Below are 16411 nucleotides of genomic sequence, written 5' to 3'. Positions count from 1 at the left end.
CATCTAGTTGGAACACGTTTTATCATGGAAATTTAGTCTGGTATTGGCAGCGTGAAGTAAAATTTGCTGCCCCTCTCTAATTCACTCTCTGCCCAGATGCGTCCGCCATGCAGTTGCACAATCAGACGACAGATTGACAGCCCTAATCCTGTCCCCCCCTTTTGGCGAGAATCAGACATATTAACCTGTTGAAACTGCCCAAAGATGGTTTCTAGCTTCTGACTTGGAATGCCCCGTCCCTGGTCGGTCACTTGAAATAAAACCTGTTGAGGTTGTGGTTCTACATTAACGGAGACGGTGGTTTCAGCAGGAGAAAATTTGACGGCATTGTTAATTAAATTCACCAGTACTTGCACTAGCCAATCCGGGTCTGCCCAAATTTGAATGTTTCCAGTGGACGATCGCAAATCAACCTGATTCGCTTCTGCCAGGTTTTGCACACTGGAGAATGTCTGTTGCACGAGAGTCGCCGCCTCACACCATTGCTTTTTCAGTTCCACCTGTCCTGACTCCAGTCGGCTCAGTGCTAGAACATCATTAACCAGTCGCACCAATCGCTCGATATTGTTGTTGGCAATGCCCAGCATCTCTTTCGCCGTTTGGGGATCGTCATCCAAAACTCCGGTTGCCACGAGTCCCAGCGCCCCCCGGATTGAGGAAAGCGGTGTGCGAATTTCGTGGCTGATGATGGAAATAAATTCACGCTTCATCCGTTCTAGCTCACGCTGTTGAGTGACATCCCGCACTATCAGCAGCCCGCCGTTATGCGTCTCACTGCCGCCGTGGAGCGGCGAATAGCGGGCTTCGATCCACTGGCGCTGTCTGGTTTTAGAGTGGGTAAAGTGAAAGTCGAAGGTCGTGACGGTTTTTTCTATGCCGGGATGAAAGCCTTGCAATATTTTAGCGTCCAGGAGAACAGCAAACACGTCTACTCCACGTCTGCCCATAACGTCTTCCTGCCGCAGTCCGGTCATCTGTTCCATTGCGGGGTTCCAGAGGGTGCAACAGCCGTCAGCATCAAAGGCAACAATGCCGTCTACGCTGCTGGTGATTAGCTGGAGCGATCGCTCCTGTTCTTGGCGCAGGGCATTTTGCAACCGCACCTGGGCAGAAATGTCACGCCCCTCAACGATCACCCAGAGGATTTGATGGGTCTCGATCGTGTAGATGGGTTTTGCGGATACATCAAAGGTGTGGAGGTTGTTACTGGCATCGAAAAGGTTGACTTCTTGATGGAAAAGCTGTCCGGCGGCAGCCTGATCGACTAACGTTTTGGCAATTTCCTGAAGTTCGGCGGTGGCATTCCAGGAGGGGAATTCCCAAAACGGTTTACCAATGACAGCCTCATGCTCAACGTCCGCGAAGGTGAGTGGATTTTGATTGGTTTCCAGCAACATTCCATCGGGAGTGAGCAAGCCGAGAAACTGGTACATTTGGTCGAAAACAGCTCGGAATTTGGCTTCGCTTTCCTGGAGGGCAATTTCCGCTCGTTTGCGATCGCTAATATCCAGCACAATCGCAACTATGGATTGAATGTGTCCGAAGGCATCACGAACGGGTGACACACTGTTGTTGACCCAAACTTCAGAGCCATCACTGCGGATGTAACGCTTTTCGACGGCAAAGTCAGTTTTCTGGGTGACAAGACGCTGGTATAAATCAAGGTTGTGGGGTAAATCATCAGGATGGGTAATATTCTGTATCCGCTTGTGTAATAGCTCTTCCCTGGAATATCCAGCGATCTCGCAATATTTCTGGTTGACCAGGATGAATTGACCCGACATATTGCATTGGGCAATGCCTGCGGTTGCCTGATTGACGATCGCACGGAACCGCTCTTCGCTCTCGCACAGTGCTTCCTCTGCTTTTTTGCGATCGGTGACATCCAAGGCAAGTGACAGGATAGATATTAACTCACCTGCCTCATTCCTCAAGACGGAGTTATACCACTCGCAGTAAACAATTGAGCCATCTTTGGTATAGTTGCGGTTGTACATCGTTTTGGATTGTTTATCCCCATTCACCAGGGGTTCAATGACCTCTCGGCGAGCGGTTGCTTCATCTTCAGCATAGACAAATCCCATATCGATCGGGCGTTTGCCAAGCACCTCCTGGCTTTTCCACCCAAAAACGTTTTCCGCCTGCGGTGACCATTGCACGACACGCGATTCAGAATCAAACTCCATCACAGCGAGTGGAGAGTTCATGACGTGATACGTCAGGCATTGGTGAGCGACACGCAGTGCCTCCTCAGACTGCTTGCGAGCCGTGATATCTCGATAGAAAATGCCAAGCCCCTCCTCAGAAGGGTAGGCGTGAATCTCCAGCCAGATATCAAAGCTGGGCGGCAAGTAGTAGTGATGCTCAAAGTGAACCGGAATCTGCTCCGCCATTGCCCGTCGGTACTGATGCTCTAGTTGGCTACCGACGGATGCGGGCCATTCCTCCCAGTGTGTTTTTCCCAGCACTTCTGTAAGTGGTTTGCTGTTGATTCGTTGCGCTGCCGCGTTTTGGTGGATAATTCGCCAGTCGCGATCTAAAGCAGTAAACGCATCCGTCATGCTTTCCAGCAACCGATTAATGCGGTTGTAGGCATCCTCAGCCTGCTGTTGAGCCGCCTCACTCATCAGCCGCAGTTCCCGCTCTTTCTGCGCCGCTTCTTGACGCATCCGAGCCATCTTGAGCGTTGTCTCAACTCGCGCCGACAGTTCCCGCGCCGAAAAGGGCTTGATTAGGTAATCATCCGCTCCGGCTGCCAGTCCTTCAATCCGCGATTCTTCTCCAGCTCGGGCAGACAGCAGAATGATTGGAATTTGTTGAGTGTCTGGGTTCGCCCGGAGCGCTTGTAACAATCCAAAGCCATCGAGGCGAGGCATCATCACATCGGTTAAGACCAAATCGGGCATCTGCTGCCGAATGGCGGCTAATGCGGCGACTCCATCAGACACGACTTCTACCTCATACTGTTGATTCAATAAACGCCTCATATAGTGGCGCATATCGGCATTATCGTCAGCGAGGAGGATGCGAGCAGGGAGGGCGGGTGAGTGGGTGGAAGATGGGTGGTGTTCTGCTTCACTCATCCACTCATCTACCCGTTCACTCCTTTCGTCTGGTAGCCAGCGCAACACTTCCGCGATATAAGGGGTAGCTCTTGTTTCTATTGAGGCAAATGAACGCTCTGCATTAATAAGTTGGGCTTCGCCGTGTTGTAACTGTAGACGATCGCCTGGCAAATGACTGTATCCCGTGGGAATTGATATCGTGAAACAGGTTCCCTGACCCACCACGCTACTGACCCAAATGCTGCCACCATGCAGCTTCACCAACTCCTGCACTAAGGACAATCCAATTCCTGACCCTTCATAGCTCCGTCCTGCTGCCCCTTTTACCCGATGGAATCGCTGAAAGATATGAGGCAGTTCTTCAGCGGGAATGCCCGTACCCGTATCTCGCACTTCTAGAATGACATGACTCGACGTTTGAAGCATTCTCCTCTCTTCCCATTGCAGACTGACGACAATTTCACCCTCAAAGGTGAATTTGAAGGCGTTGGAAAGCAAGTTGAGGACAATCTTTTCCCACATTTCGCGATCGACATACACAAGCTGAGGCAGTGGGGGACAGTTTACCCGTAACCGTAAATCTGCACGCTCGATCGCAGAGCGGAATACCCCTGCCAAATCGGTTGTTAACATCGCCAGGTCTGTTGGCTCGTATACTGCTTCAATCCGCCCTGCCTCAATCCGCGCGAAATCTAGCAGTGTATTGACCAGTTTCAGCAAGCGTTGGGCGTTACGATGGGCAACCTGGAGTTGGTGTTTTAGAGTTGGTGAGTCGGCGGGTAGGTAGAGCGATGGAGTCTCATCTATCCTCCCACTCCCCTGCTCCTCCCCTGCCCCACTCCCCTGCTCCTCTAAACTCGCCAGTGCATCTTCCAAGGGACCGAGCATGAGTGTCAGGGGTGTGCGAAATTCATGACTGACATTACTGAAGAAAACGGTTTTAGCGCGGTCTAGCTCCGCCAATGCTTCTGCCCGTTTCCGTTCTGCTTCGTAAGCCTCCGCATTGGCAATACTGGCTGAGATTTGCCCTGCCACCAAATCGATGAATCCTCGATAGTTGCCGTCAAACAGCCTGAACGGATTTAACCCAACCACCAAAATGCCCGCTTTTCCGGTCTGACCTGATGCAGCAATGGGTATGGAAACTGCTTGATGCGGTATTTGCTGCCAGGCACCCGTGGGTAAGTTGTCAAACGATGCTTCCAAATCTGTAATCAAGCAGGCTTTTGGGGTTCTGACAACCTCTGCAAGCTGCCAAACCAAATCATCGTCAAACGCAACGGCTTGAGGAACGGCAGGGTGGTCTCGATCAATACTAGATGTCCCTGCCAGAACAATCTGTTGTTGCTCCGGCTCGATGAGATAAATCATCGCAAAGGGAAGATCGTAAGGATTAGTTTCCAGGCAGCTTGCACTGAGAGTGCAGACTTCATCGAAAGTACGGGCATCTGCCGTTCTGGCTGCCAGTTCCTGCAACAGCGCTAACTGACGCTCACCGACAATGCGCTGGGTATCGTCCGTACAGGCGCAAAAGATACCGCCTGTGCCGCCACGATCGTCGGGGATGGGGCTGTAGGAGAACGTCACATAGGTTTCCTCTAGATAGCCTTTCCGCAACATGATGAACAACGACGCTTCGTCAAACGTTCCCTCATTTTTGCGGATCGCCGATTCTATCCGAGGTTCAAGTTGATCCCAAACCTCATGCCAGACGCGGGAAGCGGGAAGCCCCAGGGCTGCCGGATGTTTGTTTTGGAGGAAAAAACTGTAGGCGTCATTGTAGAGGTTAATCAAGTCTTCGCCCCACCAGATAAACATAGGTTGGCGCGATGTCAGCACAATGCGAAGAGCGGTCTTTAAGCTTTGTGACCAATGCTCTGGTAAACCTAACGAGGTTTGCAACCAGTCGGCATTACCTTCGGTACACGCGAAGCGTGCTCGCATCAGCGCACCCATTTCACCGCCACCTGCAAACAGTTGGTCTAACACAGCCTGTTCATTGGTCATGGCATGGCTCCTATTGTGAATACAGCCCTTCTCAGTTCACTTGTTTTCTCCTCAGGGTCAGATCTTTTCAACGGTGAATGAATCAGATAATTGTCTAGTTGTCCCAGTCGTTTCAAAATGCGCTGAATCAAATCGGCTTCTACAATTGGCTTCAAGACATAATCATCTGCTCCTACGGCTAATGCCTGATGTAGGGTATTAGCATCGGAATGCGCGGAAAGGAACAACACAGGTAACTGGCTCCAGTGCGGATCGCTCTTGACCACCTGGCATAATTCAATACCATTGAATCCTGGCATCGAGACATCCAGCAGCAGTAGATCCGGGCAGGTCACTTCCAGGAATTGCCAGAACAGAGTTGGGTCTGCTAAAGCCGTTACTTGAAACCCTCTCGGTTCCAGGTTGGCTTGCAGCCGTGTTAATAAGACTGAATCGTCATCCACAATCAGCAGTTTAGCAGCGATCGCCTCCATCGGGTTGAGAAGCTGAGTGACAACCTGGAACACTTCAGAGGGCATCGCGGGTTTTTGCAAAAAGGCATTCGCTCCCAGACGAGCCACTTCCACGCGCTTGCTCAAATCACCCTGCCCGCTCAGCACCACTACCGGAATCGTCGGGAACTGACGCTTAAGCTGTGCCAGTAGGGTTAACCCGCTTTCCGTGGTGTTAGAAAAGGTAAGATCCAGCACGATCGCATTCGGCATACAGGATTGTAGCCGCTCACGGGCACCGATCGGGTCGCTAGCCGTTTCCAGATGAACAGCCCAGTTAGGAGCCTCTGCCTGCATTGGCTCAAGCATGGTTGGGTCGTCGCCGATCGTAAAGACTATAGAGGACGCGGCGAGTACTTCTCGATTCCCCGTATCCCCGTACCCCCGTGTCTCCGTGTCCTCTTCTATCTCCATATCTCCGTGTCTCCGTGTCCCCGCGCCTTCGCTACTTGGCACAGCAAACATAGGCGATCGTTGGGTAATGCACCGGAGTTGCTGAAGCACCGTTTCGAGTTGAACCGCTGACTCGGATTGCAACACAGCCGTTGAGGAGTTTAAAACACGTTCGATCTGACGGGCAAGCTCTGCTGCGTGTGGAATGCCAAATGCTCCCAAAGAGCCAATGAGCCGATGAGCAATGGTTTGGGCATGCTGCCGCTGGTTGGGGTCGAGAGAGTTTGTTGTAAGGTGGGCGATCGCCTGCTCCAGCGTTGCGAGTTGTTCCTGCAATCGCTCCTGAAACCCTTGCCACATCTGCTGAATCGTTGCTACTGCAGCGGTATAGTCAGCATCCATACCGCTAGTACTATCACACTGGGAATGGTCAGACTGGGAATGAAGAGTGCCATTCCCTTCTTTTCTCATCTCTTCATCGTCCTGCCGCTCCTCAGGCAATGATCTCAATCGATATCCCAAACCATATAAGGTTTCGATCGGATTAGACGTTAGCCCTGCCATTTGGAGCTTTCGCCGCAATCCACGAATCTGGGTGGTGACTGCCTCTTCGCCCGGACATTCATCAATCGACCAAATGCGATCGAGCAGCGTTTGTCGATCGAAAATTCGACGTGGGTGCCGTAAGAATAACTCCAACAGTTTGTATTCCTTGGGCGTGAGGTGCAGAGGTTTACTCTGGCAAGTTACCTGACAATGATTTGGGTCAAGCTGCAACTCGCCCCAGCAGAGTACCTCCGTTAACTCAGTGTCGCCTCGTCGTAACAACGCGCGAATTCGGGCAAGTAGCTCCCATCGCTCGTAGGGTTTGGTGACATAATCATCGGCTCCTGCCTCAAAGCCTGCCACGCGGTCTGCCGGATCATCCTTCGCGGTCAGTAGCAAAATGGGGACACGCTGATTCTGCGTTCTCAGTTGCCGACAGAAGCTAATGCCATCCAATCCTGGCAGCATTACATCCAGCACAATCAGGTCATACTGGCTCGTCTCAACTAATGCCAGTGCTGATTTGGCATTATGAGCCGCATCGATCGTAAACAGTTGGGCTGACAAAAAGCTGACGAGGGCGGCTACTGTATCTCGATCATCTTCAACAATCAGAAGTCTCATACAACGAACCTTGCAGATTGCATCTTGCAAATCCCTAAGCTGAAGGAATACGCCAGGTTAGAGATTTCAGAGTGAACTGAGGCACCTGCCATCTTAATCTGGTTGCTATCAATTCCTTATCCTCCCAAAGGCTCAAAATATGTAAATTTTTATAAATAATTTCATTAGCAAATGACTATGATTTCCTCAGAAAGCCCTTATGTTCTCTTTTTAAGGTGTAGAAGCATCCATCTTCAAGCAGTGTGGAATTGTTTCAGCAACTCATCGAGCTACTTGGTGGATGCTAAGTAACAATATCCTTCTTTTTTAGATGTAACAAACAACTTCTTTAGATAACTTCTTTAGATGTAACAAATAACTGTTGCATCTAACACATAAGGGAACAGCGTACAAATAAAATTCTAGGTTAAAGGGAGTAGATGGGTGAATGAACGATCGCAGCAAAACCAGTTTCCAAACCCGTGTTTAACACCCTACAAAAACACATCAGCCCAGGATGGTTGATGGTGCTGATATTTCCCATCCTCATTTTGGATACATGGTTAGCGATCGAAACGCTCCAGTACTTTCAACCTCTGGTGGCGATCGTGATTCTGGCAGCACTTCTAGCATTCATCCTGAACTATCCCGTTCAATTTCTTCAGCAGCATGGTAACAGACACAGTATTGCAGCGGTTGTCGTCTTTCTCCTTACCTTATAGATCCTGATGGGTTAAATTATTATGTCTAAAATTTTGTTTGTGAGACTGATATATTAGTAAAATCATAACTTAATTCAAGTATTTATAGAACTTGATCTATCAATTATGACAAAAAATCTGTTCCCATCTTATTGCTAATAATTGAGAATAGCGAAGATGTCTTAGATCCGAGTTTTGACGCTTTCTTATCGTTTTTTTAGAGAAAAAAAGTATAATTTTATTCTTATTTTAGAGATTTCATTGAGTAATTCCCGTTTGTGACAGTTAGGGTGCGGAATGGGGGATATAACTATTACTTACCAACTTTTTTGACCGGGCTTATTGACTTACCTTACGATCGCCTGTTACTGAATCGGTGTTCTAGCTCACCAATAAAACCGAAAGTTATTTCAACAAATTAGTCAATAGTTAACAGTAAACTGTTTTCAGTTGGGAGTCAAAGTTCCCCACCACTATTGCGTGCTACGTTTGAGTTGGAGATTTAGACCCCAACTCAAACTTTGATAACTGATAACTGCTTTAAACTCTTGCCCTATGGTCAAGAAGACTACGAGAAGCTAATGAAAGCAGGATCATCCAAAGGCCCGTCAACAAAAAATTAATCCCTACAAATACTCCCAATACCCAAACTGTGCTGATCGGCCATTGATACAGAATCAAAATCCCTAGAATAATAGCCATGATACCGCTAAATAGTACCCAACCCCAGTTTGGATCTCGACGCATTTGAAATGCTGCAATCACCTCCAATACACCCTCCATAAAAATGATAAATCCAAAAGCTAAAGTGAGAGAGAGCGCAGCACCAAAGATGTTGCTAATCAACAAAATTCCACCAATTACGTATAGAATACCAACTACTAGTGTTGTCCAGAAGCCTCGTTTGTGACGTGATTGAAATGCATGAACAATTCGGACGATGCCAGCAATAATTAAAGTCCAGGAGAATACGATTGTGATGGCAATAGTGGCAATAAATGGTTCTGCGATCGCTGCAATTCCCAGCAGAATCATCAAAACACCTAAGACAATTGCCAATGCTGAATTTTTTCTGGTTTCTCTAAAATCTTCAGAAGTCATAGCTTTTCAAAAAATGTTTTGATATGTTGTTAAATCTTGAAAGAGAGACGCGATTAACCCTTGTCTGTACAAGAGTTATCTCTCCCTTGTGCTCCTCTGCCCTCTCTAAGCGTTGACCAGTTCAGGTGATAAGCACTTCAACACCAGTCGTTCATGTTCCACATGGACGTAGATTGTGTCGCCTTCGTGGAACTCGCCGCGTAGAATCGCTTTGGCAATCGGAGTTTCTAGTTCTCGCTGAATCGCCCGCTTCAGGGGACGAGCACCGTAAACTGGGTCATAACCGACCTGAACAATCCAATCGAGAGCCTCGTCGGAGATTTTAAGCAAGAGTTTACGCTCGCGCAGTCGCTCCTCTAAATGCTGCACTTGTAGTTTGACAATTTCGCGCAACTCGTCCTTCCGCAAGCTATGGAAGATAATGATTTCATCAATGCGGTTGAGGAATTCGGGGCGGAAACTTTCTCGAACTGCTTCCATGACGCGATCGCGCATTTGTTCGTACTTGCTATCATCTCCTGCCACATCCAAAATGTATATTGAACCAATATTGCTTGTCATAATCGCGATCGTATTTTTAAAATCTACTGTGCGTCCCTGAGAATCAGTTAGGCGACCATCATCCAGGATTTGCAGCAGGACGTTGAATACATCAGGATGAGCTTTCTCAATTTCGTCAAACAGAATTACAGAATAAGGTCGGCGGCGAATCGCTTCGGTGAGTTGTCCACCTTCTTCATAGCCCACGTAACCTGGAGGTGCACCGATGAGACGGGCAACAGCGTGTTTCTCCATGTATTCGGACATATCGATCCGCACCAGTGCATCTTCAGTATCAAACAGATATTCCGCTAAAGCTTTTGCCAGTTCTGTTTTTCCCACCCCGGTCGGGCCTAAGAAAATAAAGCTAGCAATGGGACGATTCGGGTCTGCTAACCCAGCACGGGAACGTTGAATTGCATCAGCAACAGCTCTTACAGCTTCGTCCTGACCAATCACACGTTTATGTAGCTCTTCTTCCAGATGCAAGAGTTTTTGCATTTCCGATTCAACCAGTCTGCTTACCAGAATACCCGTCCATTTGGAGATAATTTCGGCAATGTCAGCTTCGGTGACTTCTTCGCGCAACAGAGATTTACCGCTAGTCTGGATTTGAGCTAGTCGCGCTTCGGCTTCTTTTAGTTGTCGTTGCAGCTCAGTGAGTTTGCTGTATTTCAGTTCTGCTGCCCGGTTGAGGTCGTAATCGCGTTCGGCTTGCTGAATTTCTACATTGACACGCTCAATCTCTTGTCTAATTTGGCGAATGCGATCGATGATTTGCTTCTCTGCTTGCCATTGAGCATTGAGGGCATCTTGGCGTTCTTTTAACTCTGCAAGTTCTCTCTCCAGCCGTTCTAACCGCTCTCTGGAAGCACTGTCTGTTTCTTTTTGCAGTGACAGCCGCTCCATTTCCAGTTGCAGAATTTTGCGATCGATTTCGTCTAATTCTTCTGGTTTGGAAGTAATTTCCATTTTTAGTTTAGCCGCAGCTTCATCCACCAAATCAATAGCTTTGTCGGGTAGGAAGCGATCGCTAATATATCTCGCAGACAGAGTAGCTGCCGCAACTAACGCACTATCAGAAACCTTCACGCCATGGTGTAACTCGTAGCGCTCTTTCAAACCGCGCAGAATTGAGATGGTATCTTCCACACTGGGCTGATCGACATACACCTGCTGAAAACGACGTTCCAAAGCCGCATCTTTTTCAATATACTTGCGGTATTCATCTAGCGTGGTGGCACCAATACAGCGCAGTTCGCCGCGAGCAAGCATTGGCTTGAGCAAGTTGCTAGCATCCATCGATCCTTGCGTTGCACCCGCACCAACTACAGTGTGAATTTCGTCAATGAACAAGACGATTTGTCCCTGTGCTTCTTGGATTTCTTTTAAGACAGCTTTCAGGCGTTCTTCAAATTCTCCCCGGTATTTGGCTCCGGCAATTAACGCACCCATGTCTAAAGCTATTAGTTTGCGATCGCGCAATGATTCCGGGACATCACCACTGACAATGCGCTGCGCTAATCCTTCTACAATTGCCGTTTTACCGACACCAGGTTCACCAATCAGCACGGGGTTATTTTTAGTCCGACGAGAAAGGATTTGAATCGTGCGACGAATTTCTTCATCTCGTCCAATCACTGGGTCGAGTATGCCCTCATGTGCCAATTGGGTTAAATCGCGTCCGTATTTTTCTAGCGCTTCATATTTAACTTCCGGGTTTTGATCTGTCACTTTTTGACTCCCTCGAATCTGTTGAATGATGTTGCGGAGTTTTTTTTCATCCAGTCCAAATTCTTGAAACAACCCTTTACCAAAGCGATCGTCTTTGGCAAAAGCTAGTATTAAATGTTCAATAGAAATATATTCATCACCAAACTCTTTGCGGTATTGTTCAGCGCGATCGAGCAGCGTCTCTAAACTGTGTCCGATGTATACCGAACCACTGCTAGCCCCCGATACTTTGGGCTGACGGTTGATGAAGTCGATAGTGCGCTCGTGTAGTTTTTGAACATTTACCCCGGCTTTGTTGAAAATAGAACTGGCGAGTCCTTCCTGTTTTAATAGCGCTGGCATCAAATGTTCGCTCTCAATCTGCTGATGCTGAAACTGCTTGGCAATTTCGGGAGTCCGAACAAGGGCTTCCCAGGCTTTTTCGGTAAATTGCTCGGGATTGGTTGGTTGCATAATCGTGCCCCTTAGCTGAGAAATAAATTATTTTGTTAACGCTCTTAATTACGAATTTGTAATTCAGCACGGTAGGCGCGCAGTTGCGCCTTGAGTTGGGCAATTTCAGTTACCATATCTAGCACCATTGCTGCTCCGACCCAATTCAAGTTCAGATCGCGGTGCAACCTTTGAATCTGCACAACGCGAAATATATCCTGTCGGCGCAGCATGATTCCTACAGGTTCAATTAATCCCAGGCGGGCAAATCGTTCTAGCAATAAAACCGAGGTTTGGGTGAGGTAGGCGGCTTGCTCGAAACTATAGAGGCGATCGCCTGCTTCTGTCCACACCAAGCAAGACAAACTCAGGTTAGAACTCATAACTGCACCTCCGTTAAGCCCTGACGGGAATTAAAACTACTGACCTGCCGCAATTTTTCATAGCACTCTCTTTCCTTAGGACTCAAATCTTTGGGTGTCACAATTTTTAAACGCACGATCAAAGCGGTACGATTACCTTTTGGATCGCGCCAGCCCTTGCCACGTAGCCGGAGTGCTTGGCCGGAATCCACACCGGCTGGAATCGTCATCGTTACCTTGCCATCAGGCGTAGGAACATCTATTTGTGCGCCAAGCACTGCTTCTTCTGGGCTGACAGGTACTTCACAGGCAAGATTGTCGCCCTCAAATTTGAAGAAAGGATGAGGCAATAATTCAATCGACAGATAAAGATCGCCGCGTTGCTGGTTAAAAGGACTTATCTGTCCTTTGCCTTTTACCCGAATGCGGCTTCCCGGTTTCACACCGGGCGGAATACGAACAGTGATGGTTTCTCCATCAATTTGTAGCCGCTTCTGTGTACCGTGAAACGCTTCAGAAAAAGTGAGAGCGATCGCCGCTTCTGTATCCTGTGCGGGAACATCAGTGAAGCGGCCGAAAGGGTCTTCTCCATAGCCAAAGTCGGCGTATTCCCGGAATCCTTCTGGTCTTCTTGTAGTGCGATAATTAGCTGTGCGCTGTTTTGTACGACCGCCACTGCGACCTAACCCTCCCAGCAATTCATCAATGAAATCATTAAAGTTGCCATACTGGCTAAAGTCATAACCTTGTGTACCCGCCCCTCTGGGTGGAGGTGCACCCGCCGCAGCCTGTTGCCAGTACTGACCATACTGGTCATACTTCTGGCGTTTTTCCGGGTCGGACAGCACTTCATTAGCTTCGTTAATTTCTTTGAACCGCGCTTCGGCTTGCTTATCGTTAGGATTTAAGTCCGGGTGATATTTCCGTGCCAATTTCCGGTAGGCTTTTTTGATATCCTCCGGAGTGGCGTTCTTACTGACACCCAGAATTTCGTAATAATCTTTGAAATCAGTTGCTGCAACCATCAGCACCTCTTGAGATTAACGCGATGGGACGGGTGGGCAGAGGAGCAGAGGGAGATAAAATTCCTCACTCTTATACAGGCAAGGGTTCATCGCGTCTCTACTTCTAATTCTTGTACAGACGCGATTAATCGCGTCTCCTGGCTTCTGCCCTTTTCGAGGAATCATCTGGTTTAACGACTTCGGATACTCGGTTGAAGAAACTAAAGAATTGTTCCTGAAGCTTGGCAAATGCAACTGTTGTGTTCTCACGTGCCTTAACTTGCCGCTCTAGATTTCTAATTGCTTTGTCAAATTCTGCATACTCGCGATCGCCTCTGGCATATCCTAGTTCTTGAGCTAACTTAAGTTGGGCACGAGCATCTTCTAGCAACCTCTGTGCTGCGTCGCGATCCTTCTCTGCTAAAGTAACCGCAGTCACTAGATCGGTATGGGCTTTGACTAGCGGCAGGGGTCGAGCTTGTTCTGTGACCACTAAAGTTGAGAGCGCAAGTTGCAGCACGCCTTTGGCTTCATCAATTTTGCCTTCGTTCAACAACCGAGCTGCCTGCTTGGTAGCATCTGGATATCTCTCTAATGGCAGATTGACGATTGCTGTGCGAATCTCGCTCATCAAGTTGTTCAACAGTTCGCGAGCCGCCGGAAAATCTTCTGCATTTACAGCAGACTTAACTTGTTTGCGAATTCGGTCAACCAAATTAAAATCCTGAGGGGCAAAATCGAGGATCGCTACCTCAGCCGCCACCGGAATTAGAGCTAGTTTAGGGTATTGTGCCACCAGTATGTCAATTTTTCCAGTTGCTCGTTCTAGGGCAGCAATTGCTTCTTGAGTCTTTCCCCGCTCAATGGCAGCGATCGCTTTTTTAGTTTCTTCGATTGCGGCGATCGCTTCTCGATCCAGTTTACTTTCAGCCTCAGCTGTTGCCTGTTGCCTCTCCTTTTCAAGCTCCTGCTGAAGACTAGTATCAAGCTGATTTAATGTTTCAGGAGATACCGCAGCAGAGCTAACTGCATGAACGGGAGCGATGAATAAAAGCGAGGAGAAAAGAATACCCACTAACAGGACTTGCAGCCTTCTAAAGAATCTGTGATATCGGTTCATGATTATTCTCCTGATTTGTAAACTTGCTTTGCGCCTGGGATAGATACCTTTTTCGCCGCGATCGAACATCTGTACCTTTTTGGGTCTAAGGATTATTCAGGTTTTCCGCTACAACGCCACTTGACGCCAGTCGCTACAACGCGCTTAACCCGACGCTAAGTGCTTTATGCCGGGAAACCCTTTCGGCAGTTCCTTCTGGGAGAAACCCCCAAGAACGGACTGCCTCACCACCGCAGTGGCTCCCCCACACCCCCATACCCTTATACCCTTTCTTTGGTCACAAGCGTGCTGTAGAGAGCTGACTTTGGGTTTGCTGACTTTCATGAGATGGTCTGTTGACTCTGGACACCCGGTTGAAGAAACTAAAGAACTTTTCCCGGAGTTTGGCAAATGGACTTTCTGTTTTCTCCTTTGCCCTGATTTGCCGCTCAATGTCTCTGATTGCCCGGTCAAGTTCTTTGTACTCGGGATCGCGTCTAGCATAGCCCAGTTCTCTCGCCAGCTTGAGTTGGGTGCGAGCATCTTCCAGCAACCGCAGTACTTGGTCCCGATTTTGCTGGTCCTGATTTTGCTGGTCCTGTCCCTGAGCAGCTAAAGCCATTGCAGCAGCTAGTTCAGTAAGGGCATTAATCAGTGGAATGGGTCGAGATTGTTCTGTCACCACCAGAGTTGAGAGTGCCAGTTGCATTACCGCTCTGGCTTCATCGGTTCTCCCTTGATGCAACAATCGGGCGGCCTCCTTCATGGCATCAGGATACGTCTCAAGTGGCAGATTGACGGTTGATGTGCGAATCTCACTCACTAGGTTGTGCAACAATGCACGCCCAGTCGGAAAATCTTCCTCATTCACAGCCATCTTAGCTTCATCGCGAATTGGCTCAATCAAATCAAAATCCCGAGGGGCAAGATCGATAATGGTTATCTGAGTTGACACAGGAACCAGAGCCAGTTCAGAGTAGCGTGCTAGGAGAATATCAAGTTTTCCAGTTGCCCGTTCCAGAGCTTGAATGGTTTCCTGAGTGTTTTCCCGATCGATGGCGTTGATTGCATTGCGAGTTTCTTCGAGCGCGGCGATTGCGTCCCGATCTAAGGAACTTTGAGCCTCATTCGTTGCCTTTTGCCTCTCCTGTTCAATCTCCTGCTGAGATTGAGGATTGGGCTGATTCAATGTCGTAGAGTTCATAATCTTCTCCTTGTTTGTTAATTTGTTTTGGGTTTAGAATAGGTGTTTTTTTCATCGCGATCGAACAATTGTTCGATCTACTTCTAAGCCTTCACTAGCCCATTAGTTTTTCCTTTGGTCTTGTACCAGAGGCTTCTCCCCTGCTCCACTCGGACTGCTCCCTTGCCCCTTTGTTGGTTGCAGGCGAGCTACAGCATTGGAAGCACGTGGGGACGGGGACCGGGCGGGAAAGCTTTATCGATCCGATCGAGCTCGGCTTCGGTCAACTGGAGATCCCCAGCCCCGGCGTTTTCGGCTGCGTGCTCGGGGCTAGAGGCCTTGGGGATTGCAAAGAGCAAGGGCCGCCGCACTAGGAACCGAAGCGCAACCTGGCGAGGGGTCGCGTTGTGTGCGGCGGCGATTTCCTGCAGCACGCGGCCTCCGGTCGTGTGCGGATCTGGGAAGTGCCCGTGACCGAACGGGCTGTAGGCGACCACGGCGACGCCATGCTTCTCACACCAAGGAATCACGGCATGCTCGATCGCGCGCTCTTTCAAATGGTAAAGAACCTGGTTGCAGACGAAACGACCCTCGCCAGCGATCGCCCGGGCATCTTCAAGGTCGGGCAGATCGAAGTTGCTCACTCCCCAGGAGAGAATCTTCCCCTCGTGCTGAAGCTGCTCGAAGGCAGCGATCGTCTCCTCCAGTGGGTGTTGACCGCGCCAGTGCAACAGATAAGAGTCCAGCCGATCGGTATGAAGTCGAGCGAGCGATTTCTCGCAAGCTACGATCGTCCCTCTGCGAGAAGCATTTCCAGGAAGAACCTTGGAAACCAGGAAAACCCGATCGCGTCGTCCAGCGATCGCCTCGGCGACCACCTCCTCGGCGCTGCCGTACATCTGTGCCGTGTCGATGTGGGTCATGCCGAGATCGAGTCCTTGGCGCAAAGCGGCGATCGCAGAGGCGCGGTCACCATTGTCGATGTACCAGGTTCCTTGACCGATCGCTGCGACCGCGCGCTGAATGGAACCGAATCGACGCTGTTCCATATTTGTCCTCCTGGCTAAATTCGTTGCTTTTACAAGTTGACGAGGGTCTTCTGAGCGATCGGCTTGACTTTTGTGCTGCGTAATTAGCGAAACTCGATTCA

General features: G+C 49.0%; 10 protein-coding genes. 1 reads left to right on the top strand and 9 read right to left on the bottom strand.

Going from position 1 to position 16411, the window contains the following annotated elements; all coding sequences use genetic code 11:
* Positions 1-32 precede the first annotated feature (32 nt).
* Both AB0756_RS02705 and AB0756_RS02700 read right to left on the bottom strand, forming a co-directional pair.
* On the bottom strand, positions 33-5072 hold the full coding sequence (locus AB0756_RS02705; protein ID WP_408019769.1) for a PAS domain S-box protein: 5040 nt from the start codon (positions 5070-5072) through the stop codon (positions 33-35).
* Positions 5069-7126 carry a response regulator gene (locus AB0756_RS02700; RefSeq protein ID WP_050046484.1) on the bottom strand — a complete coding sequence of 686 codons (2058 nt, stop codon included), beginning with the start codon at positions 7124-7126 and terminating at the stop codon, positions 5069-5071. The genes AB0756_RS02705 and AB0756_RS02700 overlap by 4 nt, the downstream gene beginning before the upstream one ends.
* Positions 7127-7587: 461 nt before the next feature.
* Here AB0756_RS02700 and AB0756_RS02695 point away from each other — a divergent pair, with 461 nt between their 5' ends.
* On the top strand, positions 7588-7827 hold the full coding sequence (locus tag AB0756_RS02695; RefSeq protein ID WP_050046483.1) for an AI-2E family transporter: 240 nt from the start codon (positions 7588-7590) through the stop codon (positions 7825-7827).
* A 519-nt stretch (positions 7828-8346) separates the two neighbouring features.
* On the opposite strand, the gene AB0756_RS02690 is transcribed toward AB0756_RS02695, so the two are convergent.
* The 7 genes from AB0756_RS02690 to AB0756_RS02660 form a co-directional block, all read right to left on the bottom strand.
* Positions 8347-8907: an HdeD family acid-resistance protein gene (locus tag AB0756_RS02690; protein ID WP_038092423.1), complete on the bottom strand. Its 561-nt coding sequence runs from the start codon at positions 8905-8907 to the stop codon at positions 8347-8349.
* Between the two features lie 105 nt (positions 8908-9012).
* Positions 9013-11634 carry an ATP-dependent chaperone ClpB gene (clpB, locus tag AB0756_RS02685; protein WP_038092426.1) on the bottom strand — a complete coding sequence of 874 codons (2622 nt, stop codon included), beginning with the start codon at positions 11632-11634 and terminating at the stop codon, positions 9013-9015.
* Positions 11635-11678: 44 nt separating this feature from the next.
* Positions 11679-11996 (bottom strand): chaperone modulator CbpM, encoded by a 318-nt coding sequence (locus tag AB0756_RS02680; protein WP_038092429.1) that lies wholly within the window; start codon positions 11994-11996, stop codon positions 11679-11681.
* The gene (locus AB0756_RS02675) at positions 11993-13000 is read right to left on the bottom strand and encodes a DnaJ C-terminal domain-containing protein (RefSeq protein ID WP_038092436.1); all 1008 of its coding nucleotides are present in this window, start codon (positions 12998-13000) and stop codon (positions 11993-11995) included. Before AB0756_RS02675 ends, AB0756_RS02680 begins: the two co-directional genes overlap by 4 nt.
* A gap of 124 nt (positions 13001-13124) precedes the next feature.
* Positions 13125-14099, bottom strand: coding sequence for a YfdX family protein (locus AB0756_RS02670; protein ID WP_038092500.1), 975 nt, complete (start codon positions 14097-14099; stop codon positions 13125-13127).
* Positions 14100-14376: 277 nt separating this feature from the next.
* Positions 14377-15282, bottom strand: coding sequence for a YfdX family protein (locus AB0756_RS02665; RefSeq protein WP_038092445.1), 906 nt, complete (start codon positions 15280-15282; stop codon positions 14377-14379).
* Positions 15283-15470: 188 nt separating this feature from the next.
* Positions 15471-16310: an aldo/keto reductase gene (locus AB0756_RS02660; RefSeq protein WP_038092503.1), complete on the bottom strand. Its 840-nt coding sequence runs from the start codon at positions 16308-16310 to the stop codon at positions 15471-15473.
* Between the last annotated feature and the right edge of the window lie 101 nt (positions 16311-16411).

This window comes from Tolypothrix campylonemoides VB511288_2 (genome assembly GCF_045999855.1).
Taxonomy (GTDB): domain Bacteria; phylum Cyanobacteriota; class Cyanobacteriia; order Cyanobacteriales; family Nostocaceae; genus Scytonema; species Scytonema bouteillei_A.
This window is presented reverse-complemented; position numbering and strand designations above follow the sequence as displayed.

Bases quoted from the DNA above. Each gene is read 5' to 3' on its own strand.
- clpB (WP_038092426.1), bottom strand. From the start codon at position 11,634: ATGCAACCAACCAATCCCGAGCAATTTACCGAAAAAGCCTGGGAAGCC.
- AB0756_RS02670 (WP_038092500.1), bottom strand. From the start codon at position 14,099: ATGAACCGATATCACAGATTCTTTAGAAGGCTGCAAGTCCTGTTAGTG.
- AB0756_RS02675 (WP_038092436.1), bottom strand. From the start codon at position 13,000: ATGGTTGCAGCAACTGATTTCAAAGATTATTACGAAATTCTGGGTGTC.
- AB0756_RS02680 (WP_038092429.1), bottom strand. From the start codon at position 11,996: ATGAGTTCTAACCTGAGTTTGTCTTGCTTGGTGTGGACAGAAGCAGGC.
- AB0756_RS02705 (WP_408019769.1), bottom strand. From the start codon at position 5,072: ATGACCAATGAACAGGCTGTGTTAGACCAACTGTTTGCAGGTGGCGGT.
- AB0756_RS02665 (WP_038092445.1), bottom strand. From the start codon at position 15,282: ATGAACTCTACGACATTGAATCAGCCCAATCCTCAATCTCAGCAGGAG.
- AB0756_RS02690 (WP_038092423.1), bottom strand. From the start codon at position 8,907: ATGACTTCTGAAGATTTTAGAGAAACCAGAAAAAATTCAGCATTGGCA.
- AB0756_RS02700 (WP_050046484.1), bottom strand. From the start codon at position 7,126: ATGAGACTTCTGATTGTTGAAGATGATCGAGATACAGTAGCCGCCCTC.
- AB0756_RS02660 (WP_038092503.1), bottom strand. From the start codon at position 16,310: ATGGAACAGCGTCGATTCGGTTCCATTCAGCGCGCGGTCGCAGCGATC.